A 14,320-nucleotide genomic window follows, 5' to 3' on the forward strand; every position below is an offset into this window, starting at 1 on the left:
CTCAAGCCTCCAGCGTTTCGATCAACGCGCGACCGATTCGTGCAGGACCCGGAAAGTAGTCCCATTCCTGCGCATGCGGATAGGGCGTGTCCCATCCGGCGACACGCACGATCGGGGCTTCCAGATGATAGAAGCATCGTGTCTGGACCAATGCGCAGAGCTCGGCACCGAAGCCAGAGGTCAGCGTCGCCTCGTGCACGATGACGCAGCGTCCGGTCTTCTTGACCGAGGCTTCGATGGTGTCGAGATCGAGCGGCAGCAGCGAACGAAGATCGATGATCTCGGCATCAATGCCGGATTCGGTCGCGGCGGTCTCGGCGACGTGCACCATCGTGCCGTAGGCGAGGATGGTGACGGCCTCACCCGGCCTGCGGATCGCGGCGCTGCCGAGCGGAATTGCAAAATGTCCGTCGTCGACTTCGCCGAGATCATGCTTCGACCAGGGCGTTACCGGTCGGTCGTGATGACCGTCGAATGGACCGTTATAGAGCCGCTTCGGTTCGAGAAAGATCACGGGATCGGGGTCCTCGATCGCAGAGATCAATAAGCCTTTGGCGTCGCGTGGATTCGACGGCACTACGGTCTTGATGCCGCAGACATGCGTGAACAGAGCTTCCGGGCTCTGGCTGTGCGTCTGGCCGCCAAAAATGCCGCCGCCGGTCGGCATGCGCACCACAAGCGGGCAGGTGAATTGACCGTTGGAGCGATAGCGCAACCGCGCAGCCTCGGAGACGATCTGGTCGTAAGCTGGATACATGTAGTCGGCGAACTGGATTTCGACACAGGGTTTCAGGCCGTAAGCCGCCATGCCCACTGCGATGCCGACGATACCGAGCTCGCTGATCGGGGTATCGAAGCAACGGCTCGTTCCGTATTTCGCTTGCAGGCCCTGGCTGGCGCGAAACACGCCCCCGAAATAGCCGACGTCCTCGCCGAACACGACGACGTTATCGTCGCGCGACATCATCACATCCATGGCGTCGCGAATCGCTTCGATCATGGTCCGCCGTGGCATGGTTCAGACTCCGGCTTCCTGGCGCTGGCGGCGCAGATGTGGCGGCATATCCGCGAATACGCCCTCAAACATGTCGCGCGCCGAAGGACGTTGCTCGGAATGGAGGGTGCCGTAGCTCTCGGCCTCCTTTTGGGCCGATAGCACGGAGTCCAGAATCTCCGCCTCGGCCTGCTTGTGCCGTTCCTCGGACCAGGCGCCGCGGACGATCAAATGGTTCTTCAGCCTGATCACGGGATCACCGAGTGGCCACGCTTCGGACTCCGTCTTCGGCCGATAGCCCGCGGGATCGTCCGAGGTGGAGTGCGCGCCGACGCGATAGGTCACGTGCTCGATTAGGGTCGGGCCAAGATTGCGGCGTGCACGCTCGCACGCCCATTTCGCGACGGCGTGGACGGCGAGGTAGTCGTTGCCGTCGACGCGTAGAGCCGGAATGCCGAAGCCGAGGCCGCGCGCCGCGAAGGTGCCGGAGCCACCTCGCGCGATGCCCTGGAAGGTCGAGATGGCCCATTGATTGTTGACGATGTTGAGCACGACCGGCGCGCGATAGGTCGAAGCGAACACGAGGGCCGCGTGGAAGTCGGATTCGGCCGTTGCGCCGTCGCCGATCCAGGCGACCGCGATCTTCGTGTCGTTCTTGATCGCCGAGGCCATCGCCCAGCCGACCGCCTGAATGTATTGGGTGGCAAGATTTCCCGAGATCGTGAAGAAGCCGTGCTCCCTTGAGGAATACATCACGGGCAGCTGGCGCCCCTTCAGGGGGTCGTGTGTGTTGGAATAGATCTGGCAGGCCATCTCGACCAGGGAGTAGCCGCCGGCGATCAAAAGCCCGGCTTGGCGATAGGTCGGAAAATTCATGTCCCCCGGATTGAGCGCCTTGCGGAAGGCGCAGCTCACGGCCTCTTCGCCCATGTGCTGCATATAGAACGAGGTCTTGCCCTGACGCTGCGCCATCTGCATGCGCGCATCGAACGCACGCAGCGTCATCATGTGACGCAGGCCCTCGAGCAATTCGTTGTCGGAGAGCGCACCTGCCCAGGGACCGACGGCCTCGCCGTCGCGATTGAGCACGCGGATAACCGAGAAGGCGAGATCACGAATCGTCTCGGCATCCACGTCGACGTCGGGACGATTGACCTGGCCTGCGCGCGGAATGCGGATGTTGGAGAAATCTGGCGTGCCGCCCGGGCGCACCGCCGGTTCCGGCACGTGTAGTCTCAGTGGCGGATACTCGGCGGATTGAGCCGCCCCGTCTTGCGGGATCATGTCACGGATGAGGTTGGGGTCGGACATTAGCTTTCACCTCTCACCTCGATTGCATCGACGCAGAATAACGCACCAACGCGGCGAACGAGCCGGTCGATGACGTCGCGGTCATTGATGTCTATGGAAGCCGAGATGCGGCAGGCGTCCGCATCCGCCCGCGCACTGAGAGCAGCAAGCGGCAGCCCTGCGACACGGGTCTGGTCGAGCAGGCGGCCGAGTGCGGCGTGCATATTGCTGGTCTGCAGTTCGAGAACAAACACCGCATACGTCTCATTTTGTTAAGTACATCGTACTGGCAAAAGCCAGGATTGTCGTTCTTTTGATCTGGGTGTAGTTTATTAATGCGATACAAATGTTCCAAGTACGCATAGCAAAGCGAGAATAGGATTCTTGGTATGGCATCGGCCGGACGTGCCAGAGGGCCTGTCAAAGCTCCGCGCAAGGATGCACTTCGGCTCGACGAGATCGATCGCAAGATCCTGCGTGCCTTGCAGCAGGATGCGCGCCTGACGACGGCGCAACTCGCAGACAGAATCGGGCTCTCCACCACGCCATGCTGGAACAGGCTGAAGCGTTTGGAGACGCAGGGCTATATCGATGGCTACGTCGCGCTGCTCAATCAGGACAAGCTTGGCCTGCCCGAAACGGTCATCATAGAGCTGACGCTCGACCGCCACGACGAGGAGATGCTCGAGCGCTTTGGCCAATTGCTTACGAATTTGCCGGAGGTGATCGAGGCCTATCTCACCACCGGCGATTACGATTACATCGTGAAGGTCGCGGTCGAAAGCACCGCCGGCTATGAACGCTTCCTGCGCGAAAAGCTCTATCGCATCCCTGGCATCCGCCACAGTCGGTCGTCGTTTGCGCTGCGCTGCCTGAAGAAGCTGACCTCGGTCCAGGTCTAGTAAAGGATCAGGGCACTCCGCGCCTTATCGCTTCTGACGCTGAGTCCCCCATACCCCAAGTTGGGATATGGGCCTCGCATTTGCCGGGGCGATGCTGGAAAGGCTTACCGCCCCGGCTCGGCGAACTCGTGCTTGCTCTCGTGCCCGCCGACGAAGACCAGGATGCCGGCGATCAAGGGCAGAATCGCGAGCACGAGCAGCCCTGTCGAGGTTTGCCCTGTCGCTTCCTTGACCCAGCCGATCAAATACGGCCCTCCGAAGCCGGCGAGATTGCCGATCGAGTTGATCAGCGCGATCGCGCCGGCCGCCGCCGTTCCCGAAAGCCAGGCGGTCGGCAGGGTCCAGAACACACCAAAGCAGCAGAATACGCCGATAGCAGCCACCGTCAGCGCCACCATCGTCATGGTGGGATCGGTGAGATAGGAGGAAACGGCGAGTGCAATTGCGGTCAGGATCAGCGGCGCGCCGACATGCATCACGCGCTCACGCGTGGCATCCGAATGCCGCGCCCACAGGATCATCGCGATTGTGCCGAACAGATACGGAATCGCGGTAACGAAGCCGGTCTGCGCGTTGGTCAGGCCGAACGCCTTGACGATCTGCGGCAGCCAGAACTGCATGCCATAGAGCGCGCCGACGAAGCCGAAATAGATCAGGCTGAGCGCGATCACCTTGGGCGAGGACAGCGCTTCGCCGAGCGAGAAATGCTTCACCGCCTGCTTGGCGGCGATTTCCGAGTCGAGCTTCGCCTTCAGCCACGCCTTCTGCTCGGCCGACAGCCAATCCGCCTTCTCCGGCTTGTCGGTGAGATAGAACCAGGTGACGATGCCAAGCAGCACCGACGGGATACCCTCGATGATGAAGAGCCAGTGCCAGCCCTTCAATCCCATGAAGCCGTCGAGCCCGAGCAGCAAGCCTGAGATCGGCGCGCCGATCACAGTGGACACGGGGACTGCGATCGCAAAAGCCGCGATGAAGCGGCCGCGGTACTCGGCCGGGTACCAATAGGTGAGATAGAGGATGATGCCGGGGAAGAAACCGGCCTCGGCGACCCCGAGCAGAAAGCGCAGAACGTAGAAGCTGGTCTCGCCGCTGACCGTCGCCATCAGCGCCGAGATGATGCCCCAGGTCACCATGATGCGGGCGATCCAGCGGCTGGCGCCGAACTTTTCCAGCGCCAGGTTGCTCGGCACCTCGAAGATGAAATAACCGATGAAGAAGATGCCCGCGCCCCAGGCGAATACCAGCGGCGAGAATTTGAGGTCCGCGTTCATGGTCAGCGCGGCAAAGCCGAGATTGACGCGGTCGAGATAGGAGAAGAAGTAAGCCAACGCCAGGAACGGGATCAGGCGCCAGGAAATGGCGCGGATAGTCGAATGCTCGATCGCGCTTCTCGTGCTTTTTGAGGAACCGGCAAAGGTGGCGGATTGGCTCATGGCTTGCCCTGTGTTGGGGTTGAAAGAGGGGCGACCGGTCAGAAAGCGGTCTTCTTCCCGATGACGCCGACATAGCTCGACCGCACCAGAGCTCCCCAGCGCCCGTCCTTCTTGACGATCACGTAGAAGGAGTCGGCCGACAATATCGGCTTGTCGTTGGCATCATAACGCGTGAACCGCGTGACGAAGTGGAGCTTGTCGTCGGATCTCTGCACGAGCTTGCGATAGGTCCAGGCCGAGCGGGCCCATGTCGACGCCTCCGCCAGCTGCCTTGCATCGTTCGATTGCGCGTACTCTTCCGGAGTATTCCAGACCTGCACCTGACCGCCGGCGATCCGTATGTGCGGATAATGGACAGTCTTGGCCCAAGCTACCGCGTCTCGCGAGTTGAACGCCTTCATGAACTCGTCGAGATAGGCGCATCCCTGCTTCAACAGCTCGTCGTTTCCGGGATTCAGGCACTCGTCGTCTGGCGGGCTTTGAGCGAGCGCAACAGTGCTCACGCCGAGGAAGGCACCCGCAAGCAACAGCAGTTTGCGAATTTTCACGATTGGATCTCCCTGATTGGCCAAGTCGACTTGGCTTCGTTTTCGTTGGCAGAGGCGTCGATCGGGTTCCGATCTTAGGTGGACGGCCTGCTGAGACAATGCCGGCGAAGCGCAATATTTCTGAACGGGGTGTCAGTTTTTCTCACCGGCGAGTGTTTGTCGACGCAGGCGGTACCTCGCGATTTCTCCGACGTCGGTGGGACGCGGGTAGGTCAGAAAAACCAAACAGGGGGTCAGAAAAAGCGCCTTGCACGAGACAGGGCGAGGCCGCTCATCTTGCGCCACCAAAAGAGAAAGCCCGTTGCAGTCCGCTACCGGGTGCCGCGCAAGGCGGTGCGCAAGTTCGATGGATTCTTCGAGACGATGACGGTGGCGGAGAACCTCCAGTTGGGTGAACTCTCGCGGTTCTCGAATCCCTTGTCGATCACCTCGATGGCACAGGCGAGGGAGCTGGCGCAGCAATGGGCCAGCCGCCTCAAGCTTCGGTCGATCAACGAAAGGGCGAGGGTGATCGAGCTGTCCGGCGGTAACCAGCAGAAGGTCGTCATTGCGAGGTCGCTGATCCAGAAGCCGAAGCTCGTCATCTTTGACGAGCCGACCCGGGGCGTCGATGTCGGCGCCATCGTTGAGATCCACCAGTTCATCAACGGGATGGCCGATGAAGGTCTGGCTGTCGTCGTGATCTCCTCCTACCTACCGGAGGTGCTGGCGCTGTCGGATCGCATCCTGGTCGCCAAGCGCGGGAAGATCGTCGAAGAGATCAAGGCGACCGAGGCGACTGAGCAGCAGATCATGTATGCCGCCGCTCACTAGGGGCCTGTCCGAGCGATGAACGAGATTGATGTGATGAGAGTCGGAATTATCGGCGTCGGCCTGATGGGCCATGGGATCGCGAAGAACGTCTTGGCGCGGGGTGGCTTTCCCTTGGCTTTTCTCGACCATCCGGGCAATCAGCCGGTGGACGATCTCATCGGCCTCGGGGCTTCGGCCTGCAAGTCTCCCGGCGACGTCGCTGACGCTTCGGATGTCATCATCCTTTGTGTGACGGGTTCCCCCCAGGTCGAAGCGATCCTCACCGGCACGACGGGCGTTTTGTCTCGCCTCCGCAAAGGGACCATCATTATCGATTGTTCGACGGCGCTGCCGGAATCGACGTTGCGAATGGCTGCCGCCGTCCGGGCGGCGGGTGGACGCTTTCTCGATGCGCCCATGACGCGCACCGCCAGGCACGCGGAAGAAGGAACGCTGAACCTTCTGGTTGGCGGCGAGGAAGCCGATCTTCGCAGCGTCCGCGCAGTTCTTGCCTCTTTCACAGAGGGTGTGGAGCATGTCGGCCCGGTGGGTTTTGGCCATCGGCTCAAGCTGCTCCATAATTACGTGTCGATCGGATTCATGGCGCTGCTCGGCGAAGCTGCCGCACAGGCTGCCGATGCGGGCGTCGATCCGGCGATCTTCGTCGATGTTCTCGCCAAGGGCGGAGGGGCCGGCGTGGCGCTTCAGCGAATGGCCCCGGCCATCGCAACGGGAGATGCAGGCGCGGTCCCGTTCTTTATCGATAATGCGCTAAAGGATATCTCCTACTACCAGACGATGGCGAGCAACTCCGGAGCATCCAAAGCGATCGCAGACGGTGTCGGCACTGCCATCGCGGCCGTGGTCGAGAGCGGCCATGGCCAAGCCTACATTTCCGACCTGGCTCGGCTCCTTCGGAAGACGAAACCAGCGGCCTAGACAGACAATGAGTGTTGAGACAGGGAAGACTGACCCAATGACAGAGACTGATATCCGATTTCCCGTAGACGGTCGAACTCGCAAGATGTTCGTCGATGGCGCGTGGGTCGAGGCCCGCTCGGGGCAAGTCTTCGAGACGCGCAACCCTGCGACCGGTGAGGTGATCGGTCGTGTCCCGCGTGGAGATGCCGGCGACATCGACATCGCCGTCGTCGCTGCCCGTCGCGCCTTCGTGGGGCCGTGGAGCCGCTTCAAGCCGTTCGAGCGACAGGCTCTGCTCCTACGCATTGCCGATCTGTTCGAGAAGCATTGGGAGGAGATCAGCCGTTCCGACACCGCCGACATGGGCATGCCGATCGTCAGGACGCGAGCGAACAAGCTTCGCGTGCTCGGCATGCTCAGGTACTACGCCGGCATGGCGACTGCGATTCATGGACAGACGATCGACAATTCGCTCCCCGGCGACATCGTCTCGTTCACGCGTAAGGAGCCCGTCGGCGTCGTCGGTGCGATCATCCCCTGGAACGCGCCCACGGCTGCGTCGGTGTGGAAGATCGGACCCGCGCTCGCGACCGGATGCACGATCGTGCTCAAGCCTTCCGAAGAGGCGCCGCTGACGCCGCTCCTGATCGCGGATCTGATGAACGAGGCGGGTGTGCCGCCCGGCGTCGTCAACGTTGTGACCGGGACCGGGCCTGAGGCCGGCGCGCCTTTGGCCGAACATCCCGGTGTCGACAAGATTGTCTTCACGGGATCGACCGCAACCGGCCAGGCGATCATTCGCGCGTCGGCCGGCAACCTCAAGCGGGTGTCGCTCGAGCTTGGCGGAAAGTCGCCTGTCATCGTCTGCGCCGATGCCGACCTCGACAAGGCCGTGCCGATCGCCGCGATGGCCGCCTTTGCTAATTCGGGCCAGATCTGCATCGCGGGCTCTCGGCTGTTCGTCGAGCGAAAGATCCATGACGAGTTGGTCGAGCGGCTGGGGAAATTTGCCTCGGCCCTGAAAATCGGTGATGGAGCTGATCCCACGACGGAGATCGGACCTCTCGTTTCCGAGCGGCAGCTCGACAAGGTCGAAGGCTTCCTGAACAGCGGACGCGACGAAGGCGCGAAGGTCGTGACCGGAGGCCGGAGACTGAGAGAGGGGAGTTTCGCGAAGGGTAACTTCGTCGAGCCGACTGTCTTCGCCGGTGTCTCCGACAACATGCAGATTGCCCGCGACGAGATATTTGGTCCCGTCATCTCCGCCCTGCCGTTCGATACGCTCGATGAGGCCGTGGACCGAGCCAATGCGACGCCGTACGGGCTTGCGGCGGGTGTCTTCACGCGCGACGTCAGCAAGGCGCACGTCCTCTCGCGGAGCCTGCGTGCGGGATCGGTTTGGGTGAACACCTATCACGCCATCGATCCCGCGTTGCCGTTCGGCGGCTACAAGATGAGCGGCTATGGCCGTGAGGGCGGTACCGAGCAGCTCGATGAATACCTGAACACGAAGGGGGTCTGGATCAAGCTGGACTGAGCCGGACATTCGTCCAGCTCGCGGCCGGTCGTGGCAATTGCTGTGCCGGACGAATCATCCGACGAGCAGCGGCAGAATATGCGACGCCGTGCATATCCTGTCGCGAGGGAAGCGACGCTATCACCACGCGATCAAATTTATCGAGCGAGTATCATGAAGGACACTTACAAGATTGCCGTCGTGCATGGCGACGGAATTGGACCTGAGGTTGGTCGTGCGGCGGTTGCGGTGCTGCAAACCGGTGTCCAGGCCGGTACGCTCCAATTCGTGGAATACCCGGCGGGCGCCGCTCACTTTCTCGAAACGGGAGACTCCTTTCCGGTGGCCTCGTTCGAGGGCTGTCGCGCGGCGGACGCCATTCTCCACGGGGCGGCCGGCATTCCCGGTGTGGTTCACCGGGACGGCACCGAAGCCGGGCTGGATTTCACGTTGACGCTCCGCTTCAAGCTGGATCTGTTTGCCAACGTGCGGCCCATCAAGCTCTACAAGGGGGTACCGTCTCCGCTCGGGCGTCCAGGGTCGATCGACTATGTCATCGTCAGGGAGAACAGCGAGGGGCTGTACGCTGCGCGCGGTGCGGGTGCGCTGCTGCGAGAGGAAGTTGCGGTCGATACGCTGGTCCAGACCCGAAAGGGTATCCAGCGAATCGTCCGGTTCGCTTTCGAGCTTGCCAGGACGCGAAACGGTTCGCCGAAGGATGGACGGCGCCGCGTAACATGCTGCGACAAGGCCAACGTGTTGCGCACCTATGCGTTCTTCCGCGCCGTCTTCGACGAAGTCGCCAAGGACTATCCCGACATCGAATCCGAGCACGTCCTCGTCGATGCGATGACGGTTCATCTCGTCAACAAGCCGTCGCACTTCGACGTGATCGTCACCGAGAACATGTTCGGCGACATCATTTCGGATCTCGGTGCGGCGACTGTCGGCGGCATGGGCATGGCGCCATCGGAGGAGGTTGGTGACGGGATCGGTTTCTTTCAGGCCTCGCACGGCTCGGCGCCGGACATCGCCGGGAGGGGACTTGCCAATCCCTATGGAACCATCCTGGCGTCGATTCTGATGCTGAGGCGTCTGGATCAGCGCTATCGGGACAGCCGGCTACGGCTTGGGGCCGACAGGATCGAAGCTGCCGTACGCGCCGGCCTGGAAGACGCTACGCTGAGGACGCGCGACATCGGCGGCAATGCGACGACCAATCAGGTTGTCGATGCACTTCTGAAGTTGCTCTGAGTGCGGTCAGCGAAGCTGAGCCAGACTCGAACGGATCAATGATATCAGTTGCTCGGTGTTCGGACGCCGAGCCGGGCCGCGCGTGGTGATCAAGCCGATCCGGCGAAGCTTGACGTAATCGGAGATCGGGACCACACGAAATTGCTGAACGCCGGCCTGAACCAGCGCGACCCGCGGTACGATTGCGATGCCGAGGCCGGACGCTGCGAGGGCGAGTGCCGTCGTGGCGGCCTGGACTTCGAATTGCACATCGAGGCGGACGCCAAGCGTCTCCAGCGTCTCGTCGATCAATCCTCGAACCGCGGTCGTTTTCGATAACAGGATGACCGGCTTTTCGACGAGATCGGCGAAGCTGGTGCTCGATTGGCCCTCGTCGAACACTGCTGGTACGCAGGCAACAAGGGGATCCTCAAGGATTGGCTCGAACTCATAGTCTCCCATGTCGGGGACCTCCGGACCAATGCCGAACTCGACATCCTGCCGCTTCAGCAGCTCAAGCATGGGCGCGGTGGAGATCTCCATGAGCTGCACCTGGCTTCGCGGATGACGGACCTTGAACGTTGCAAGGATGTTAGGAAGCCATCCGGACGCCAGTGTCGGAACGCAGGCCATTCGAATGTGACGGCTGCGAGACTGAGCGGATTCCGTCAGCTGATCGAGCCCAGACTGGACTTCCTGAAGCGCGCGCTTTGCCTGTTCAAACAGGATTCGACCCTCGGCCGTGAGCAGCACCTTTTGCGGCGTTCTGCGAAACAGAAGAACGCCGATCTGCTCCTCCAGGTCGCGGACCTGCATGCTCACCGCAGAAGGAGACCGGTTGGACTCTTCTGCAGCCTTCCGGAAGCTTTCGTGCTCAGCGGCGAGGAGGAAGGTGTGGAGCAGCTTGAGATTGATGTTCGGCAAGTCCTAATACCTCGATGGGTTCTTGTGCGATTCTAGAATGTGGAACGAACCCAGCGCCGATCGACATGTATATCTGTCGGAATAGGCTGCCGTCTTCATGAAAACAAGACGCTGTCGCGCTGCAGCATAGTTCCAGATTCATTGAGGCAGATGCTCGTAGCGCAAGCTAGGTGAACGAAGGACCGCGTTTGATCGGCTTGAATTGCTGTGGCTTTAGCTAGCTCAAATGGGCTCATGATGGATTGGAGCGAGAGATCAAGTTTTTCAATTCGTTAGAAGGCTGCGTATGCACGACGTGTGCACCGGCAAGTCAAAAATAATCTTGCGACAGCCTATGCGAGACAGCGCGCCTTAGTTGGGCAGGCAGGTGAATTTCGCCCGAGTTAAGCGTGGTTCGAAGGTCGCGACGCAAACGACAACGGCTCTCGTTCGACTGGGCGAAGCTCTTCGTAGCGCTCTTGATTGCTGCCTATCGATCTCGCTGCAGCTGGCTGTAAAGCACCTATGCTTGCGCGCAATTTGTCTCCGAGATGGATCTCGATCCGGTGATGCCTGTGGGAACGGCTCCGAATTTCATCGTGTGCCGGCCGTCATGCCCATATCAGACGTGGCCGAACTGATCGCAGCCTCGAAAGCGAATACCGGCAGCTTTGCATACGCCTCGGCCGGGGCTCCGCCTTGGCCATCTCACCATGTGCGTCTTGCCAAACGGTCCGGCGCGCGGTGCGCGTACGTGGCTCACAGGGCGTTCCTGCCGTCAACGACGGGATCACCGGGCAAGTCGGCATCAGCGGCAATCGATGTTCCAAGGGATGCTTTTGAAGCGCCCCAGCGACAGAACGTGATTACCCTCGTGCACGGCGAGATATGCCGTCTCCCATCAGACTTCGGAATCGTCTCCGGTCCGCGAACGCAAAATGACGCCCTAATCTGAGGACGACTAGGTTTCAGAGCGTGTCGCAAACCTTGGCTGTCCCTGATGTCGAGCAGGTCCCCGCGGGAAAGCGGCTGATCGTGTCGGCATTCGCGAGGGTACGAGGCGCGACCGGGGTAGCGGTCATCCGAACCCGCTTCCGGACGGATCCGCCTTGACATGCCGTCCGTATGATAGAATTATAACAATATAAGTTGCAAAAATAACAATATGTCACCATCGTACCAGCACCTTCGCGGGGCCGACGGGAGGAAAAGTTTGGAATTGTCCGGTTCGGTTAGAGCAGAACCTCGGCCATCGACCCCGCTTGTGATGCTCAGTGGCATCAAAAAGCGCTTTGGCGGCGTGCGAGCGCTACGCGACGTCAACCTCGAGGTCCGTGCTGGCGAGGTGCACGCGCTGCTGGGCGAGAATGGCGCCGGAAAATCCACGCTGATCAAGATCCTCAGCGGCGTTCATGCCCTCGACAATGGCACGATCGAAATCGCCGGCAAGCCGGTGGAATTCGACAGTCCGGCGAAGTCGCGCGAGGCGGGGATCGCCGTCGTCTATCAGGACCTCAGCCTGGTCGAATCCCTGAGCGTCGCGGACAATTTGTTGCTCGGCCGCGAGCCGCGCGCAGCTTTCGGCTTTGTCCGGCAACGCGCGCTGATGGCCAGGGCCGAGGCGTTTCTGAAAGAGCTAGGCATTCCCCTGGATACGCGAGCGACCGTCGGCTCGCTGCCGTTCGCCTACCGCCAGATGACGGAGATCGCGAAGGCGCTGATGGGAGAGGTCCGGCTTCTGATCCTCGACGAGCCGACCTCCTCGCTCACATCGGATGAAGTCCGGATCCTGTTCGATGCGATCGGGAAGGCGACGCGCCGCGGAGTCGGCGTGATCTATGTGACCCATCGGCTCAACGAGGTCTTCGAGATATCGCAGCGCGTCACTGTGCTGCGCGACGGCGCCAATGCCGGCACGTTTGTTACCGCCGATACGGACATGAAGCGGTTGGTGAACGCCATCATCGGAACTGATCGATCGGCATCAATTGTCTCGCGCAACGAGCCCGCTCCGAAGCGTGATTTGGATCCATCGCCGGTTCTGTCGCTGTCGGACGTGTCCAACGACCAGCTGCGCGCTGTCGATCTTTCCGTGTCGAAGGGCGAGATCCACGGCCTCGCCGGGTTGATCGGCAGCGGACGCACGGAGATTTTGGAGACGGTGTTCGGCCTCAGGCCGATCGAGAGCGGCGCAATCGAGATCGAAGGCCGCCGATGGCTGCCGACGGGCCCATCCGATGCGATCGAGCAGGGCGTCGCGCTGGTGCCGGAAGACCGGCACGTGCAGGGCCTGGTCCTGGACCATTCGATCGAACGAAACATTACCTTACCGCGGATTCCCCATTTCTCGCGCTGGGGCTGGATGCAGCAACGCGCCGCGGCCAGGCGTGCGGAAAGTGCGGTCGCCAGGCTTGCGGTGAAAGCGCAAGGTGCTTCCAGCCTGGTCAGGACGCTCTCGGGCGGCAACCAGCAAAAGGTCGTGTTCGGGAAATGGAATGATCCGCGGCCACGCGTGCTGCTCCTGGACGAGCCGACGGTCGGCGTCGACGTCGGCGCACGCGAGGAGATCTATGCCGTGATCCGGAATGCCGCCTGCGACGGCAGCGGGGTTCTGGTCGTCTCGTCCGATCTGGTCGAGTTGATCGAGCTCTGCGACCGCATCTCCGTCATCGTCGACGGACGTGTCGCTCGCACGCTGTCGCGCGGCGAGATCGATGACGCCGAAGAGCTGCACCATCTCCTCCAGATGTACCAGGCTTCCGGGCCCGGCCACTTGCAAGGGCTTCCCGCATGACCGAACTGACTGCTCCCAGCGTCGTCGCCTCGTCAACCCGGTCCGACCGGCGCCGCAAGATTCTTCAGAATCTGCTGCGGGGCGAGCGGCCCTACATGCTGTACATCGCCTTCGTGATCCTGCTGGTCGTGTTCAGCCTGTCCTCGCCGTGGTTCCTGTCAGTCGACAATTTCCTGAACATCGGGCGCCAGACAACGCTGGTGTCGATCATCGCGGTCGGCATGACCTTCATCATCATCTCGCGTCAGATCGACCTGTCGGTCGCATCGACGTTGGCGCTGTCGGGCATGGCGGCCGCTCTTGCGATGAGCCAGATCAACAACAGCTGGATCGTGGGCGCCGTGGCCGGGCTCGGCACCGGCGCGCTGGTCGGGCTGATCAACGGCATCCTGACCACGCAGCTGTCGATCCCGTCCTTCCTGGTGACGCTGGGCTCGCTGAGCATGGCGAGAGGGCTGGCGATGATGGTGACCAACACCAAGCCTGTCATCATTACCAACGAGACCTATTTCGCAATCTTCGGGGAAGGTACGTTTCTCGGCATACCGGTTCCGATCGCCTGGACGTTGGCGGCGATGATCGTCGGCATCCTGCTGCTGCATTACAACGTGTTCGGCCGTCGCATCTACGCGGTCGGCGGCAACCCGACCGCGGCGCTCTATTCCGGCATCAACACCAAACGGATCACGACCGCGGCCTTTGTCCTCACCGGCACGCTGGCGGGCCTGGCTGCGCTGGTGCTGTCCGCGCGCTCACATGCCGCGCGGCCAGACGTCGTGCAGGGCATGGAGCTCGACGTCATCGCCGCGGTGATCCTCGGCGGCTGCAGCCTGTTTGGCGGGCGCGGCTACATCCTGGGAACGCTGTTCGGCAGCCTGATCATCGGCACGCTCAACAACGGCCTCGTTCTGCTCGGTGTGAGCTCGCCGATGCAGCTCGTGATCAAGGGCGCGATCATCGTTGCCGCGGTTGCCTTCACAAAACGCTAGTC

At 61.6% G+C, this 14,320-nt stretch carries 12 protein-coding genes and 1 pseudogene; 7 read left to right on the forward strand and 6 right to left on the reverse strand.

From position 1 onward, the window contains the following. Window position 1: 1 nt before the first annotated feature. Genes CV770_RS09580 through CV770_RS09590 form a run of 3 tightly spaced genes read right to left on the reverse strand, consistent with a single transcriptional unit; the run spans window position 2 to window position 2,538 of the window. Window positions 2-1,015 (reverse strand): alpha-ketoacid dehydrogenase subunit beta, encoded by a 1,014-nt coding sequence (locus tag CV770_RS09580; RefSeq protein ID WP_091952249.1) that lies wholly within the window; start codon window positions 1,013-1,015, stop codon window positions 2-4. Window positions 1,016-1,018: 3 nt separating this feature from the next. After that, the gene (locus CV770_RS09585; RefSeq protein ID WP_104462163.1) at window positions 1,019-2,278 is read right to left on the reverse strand and encodes a 3-methyl-2-oxobutanoate dehydrogenase (2-methylpropanoyl-transferring) subunit alpha; all 1,260 of its coding nucleotides are present in this window, start codon (window positions 2,276-2,278) and stop codon (window positions 1,019-1,021) included. Window positions 2,279-2,304: 26 nt separating this feature from the next. Further along, window positions 2,305-2,538, reverse strand: coding sequence for a hypothetical protein (locus CV770_RS09590; RefSeq protein ID WP_091952246.1), 234 nt, complete (start codon window positions 2,536-2,538; stop codon window positions 2,305-2,307). A 135-nt stretch (window positions 2,539-2,673) separates the two neighbouring features. Between CV770_RS09590 and CV770_RS09595 the strand changes: the two genes are divergently transcribed. After that, window positions 2,674-3,186 carry an Lrp/AsnC family transcriptional regulator gene (locus CV770_RS09595; RefSeq protein ID WP_091952243.1) on the forward strand — a complete coding sequence of 171 codons (513 nt, stop codon included), beginning with the start codon at window positions 2,674-2,676 and terminating at the stop codon, window positions 3,184-3,186. Between the two features lie 104 nt (window positions 3,187-3,290). Here the strand turns inward: CV770_RS09595 and CV770_RS09600 are convergent, their stop codons facing one another. After that, window positions 3,291-4,622, reverse strand: a complete 1,332-nt coding sequence (locus CV770_RS09600; RefSeq protein ID WP_104462134.1) for an MFS transporter — start codon at window positions 4,620-4,622, stop codon at window positions 3,291-3,293. A gap of 38 nt (window positions 4,623-4,660) precedes the next feature. Then, window positions 4,661-5,170, reverse strand: a complete 510-nt coding sequence (locus tag CV770_RS09605) for a hypothetical protein (RefSeq protein WP_104462164.1) — start codon at window positions 5,168-5,170, stop codon at window positions 4,661-4,663. Window positions 5,171-5,473: 303 nt separating this feature from the next. Here CV770_RS09605 and CV770_RS09610 point away from each other — a divergent pair. From CV770_RS09610 to CV770_RS09625, 4 genes and pseudogenes are all read left to right on the forward strand, one after another. Continuing rightward, a pseudogene (locus CV770_RS09610) lies at window positions 5,474-5,983 on the forward strand (ATP-binding cassette domain-containing protein); the annotation flags it as partial. Between the two features lie 15 nt (window positions 5,984-5,998). Then, window positions 5,999-6,901: an NAD(P)-dependent oxidoreductase gene (locus tag CV770_RS09615; protein ID WP_104462135.1), complete on the forward strand. Its 903-nt coding sequence runs from the start codon at window positions 5,999-6,001 to the stop codon at window positions 6,899-6,901. Window positions 6,902-6,938: 37 nt separating this feature from the next. Next, entirely contained in the window at window positions 6,939-8,420 is a 1,482-nt protein-coding gene (locus CV770_RS09620) for an aldehyde dehydrogenase family protein (protein WP_104462136.1), read from the forward strand. 153 nt (window positions 8,421-8,573) lie between these two features. After that, window positions 8,574-9,653, forward strand: a complete 1,080-nt coding sequence (locus CV770_RS09625) for an isocitrate/isopropylmalate dehydrogenase family protein (RefSeq protein ID WP_104462137.1) — start codon at window positions 8,574-8,576, stop codon at window positions 9,651-9,653. Between the two features lie 6 nt (window positions 9,654-9,659). On the opposite strand, the gene CV770_RS09630 is transcribed toward CV770_RS09625, so the two are convergent. Beyond that, a complete protein-coding gene (locus CV770_RS09630) occupies window positions 9,660-10,556 on the reverse strand; it encodes a LysR family transcriptional regulator (protein ID WP_092252081.1) in 897 nt (298 codons plus the stop codon). A 1,246-nt stretch (window positions 10,557-11,802) separates the two neighbouring features. Here CV770_RS09630 and CV770_RS09635 point away from each other — a divergent pair. Beyond that, complete coding sequence (locus CV770_RS09635; RefSeq protein ID WP_104462138.1) at window positions 11,803-13,329, forward strand: sugar ABC transporter ATP-binding protein; 1,527 nt, start codon at window positions 11,803-11,805, stop codon at window positions 13,327-13,329. Then, on the forward strand, window positions 13,326-14,318 hold the full coding sequence (locus tag CV770_RS09640; protein ID WP_104462139.1) for an ABC transporter permease: 993 nt from the start codon (window positions 13,326-13,328) through the stop codon (window positions 14,316-14,318). Before CV770_RS09635 ends, CV770_RS09640 begins: the two co-directional genes overlap by 4 nt. Window positions 14,319-14,320: the final 2 nt, after the last annotated feature.

The organism is Bradyrhizobium sp. AC87j1 (genome assembly GCF_002936975.1).
Lineage (GTDB): Bacteria > Pseudomonadota > Alphaproteobacteria > Rhizobiales > Xanthobacteraceae > Bradyrhizobium > Bradyrhizobium shewense.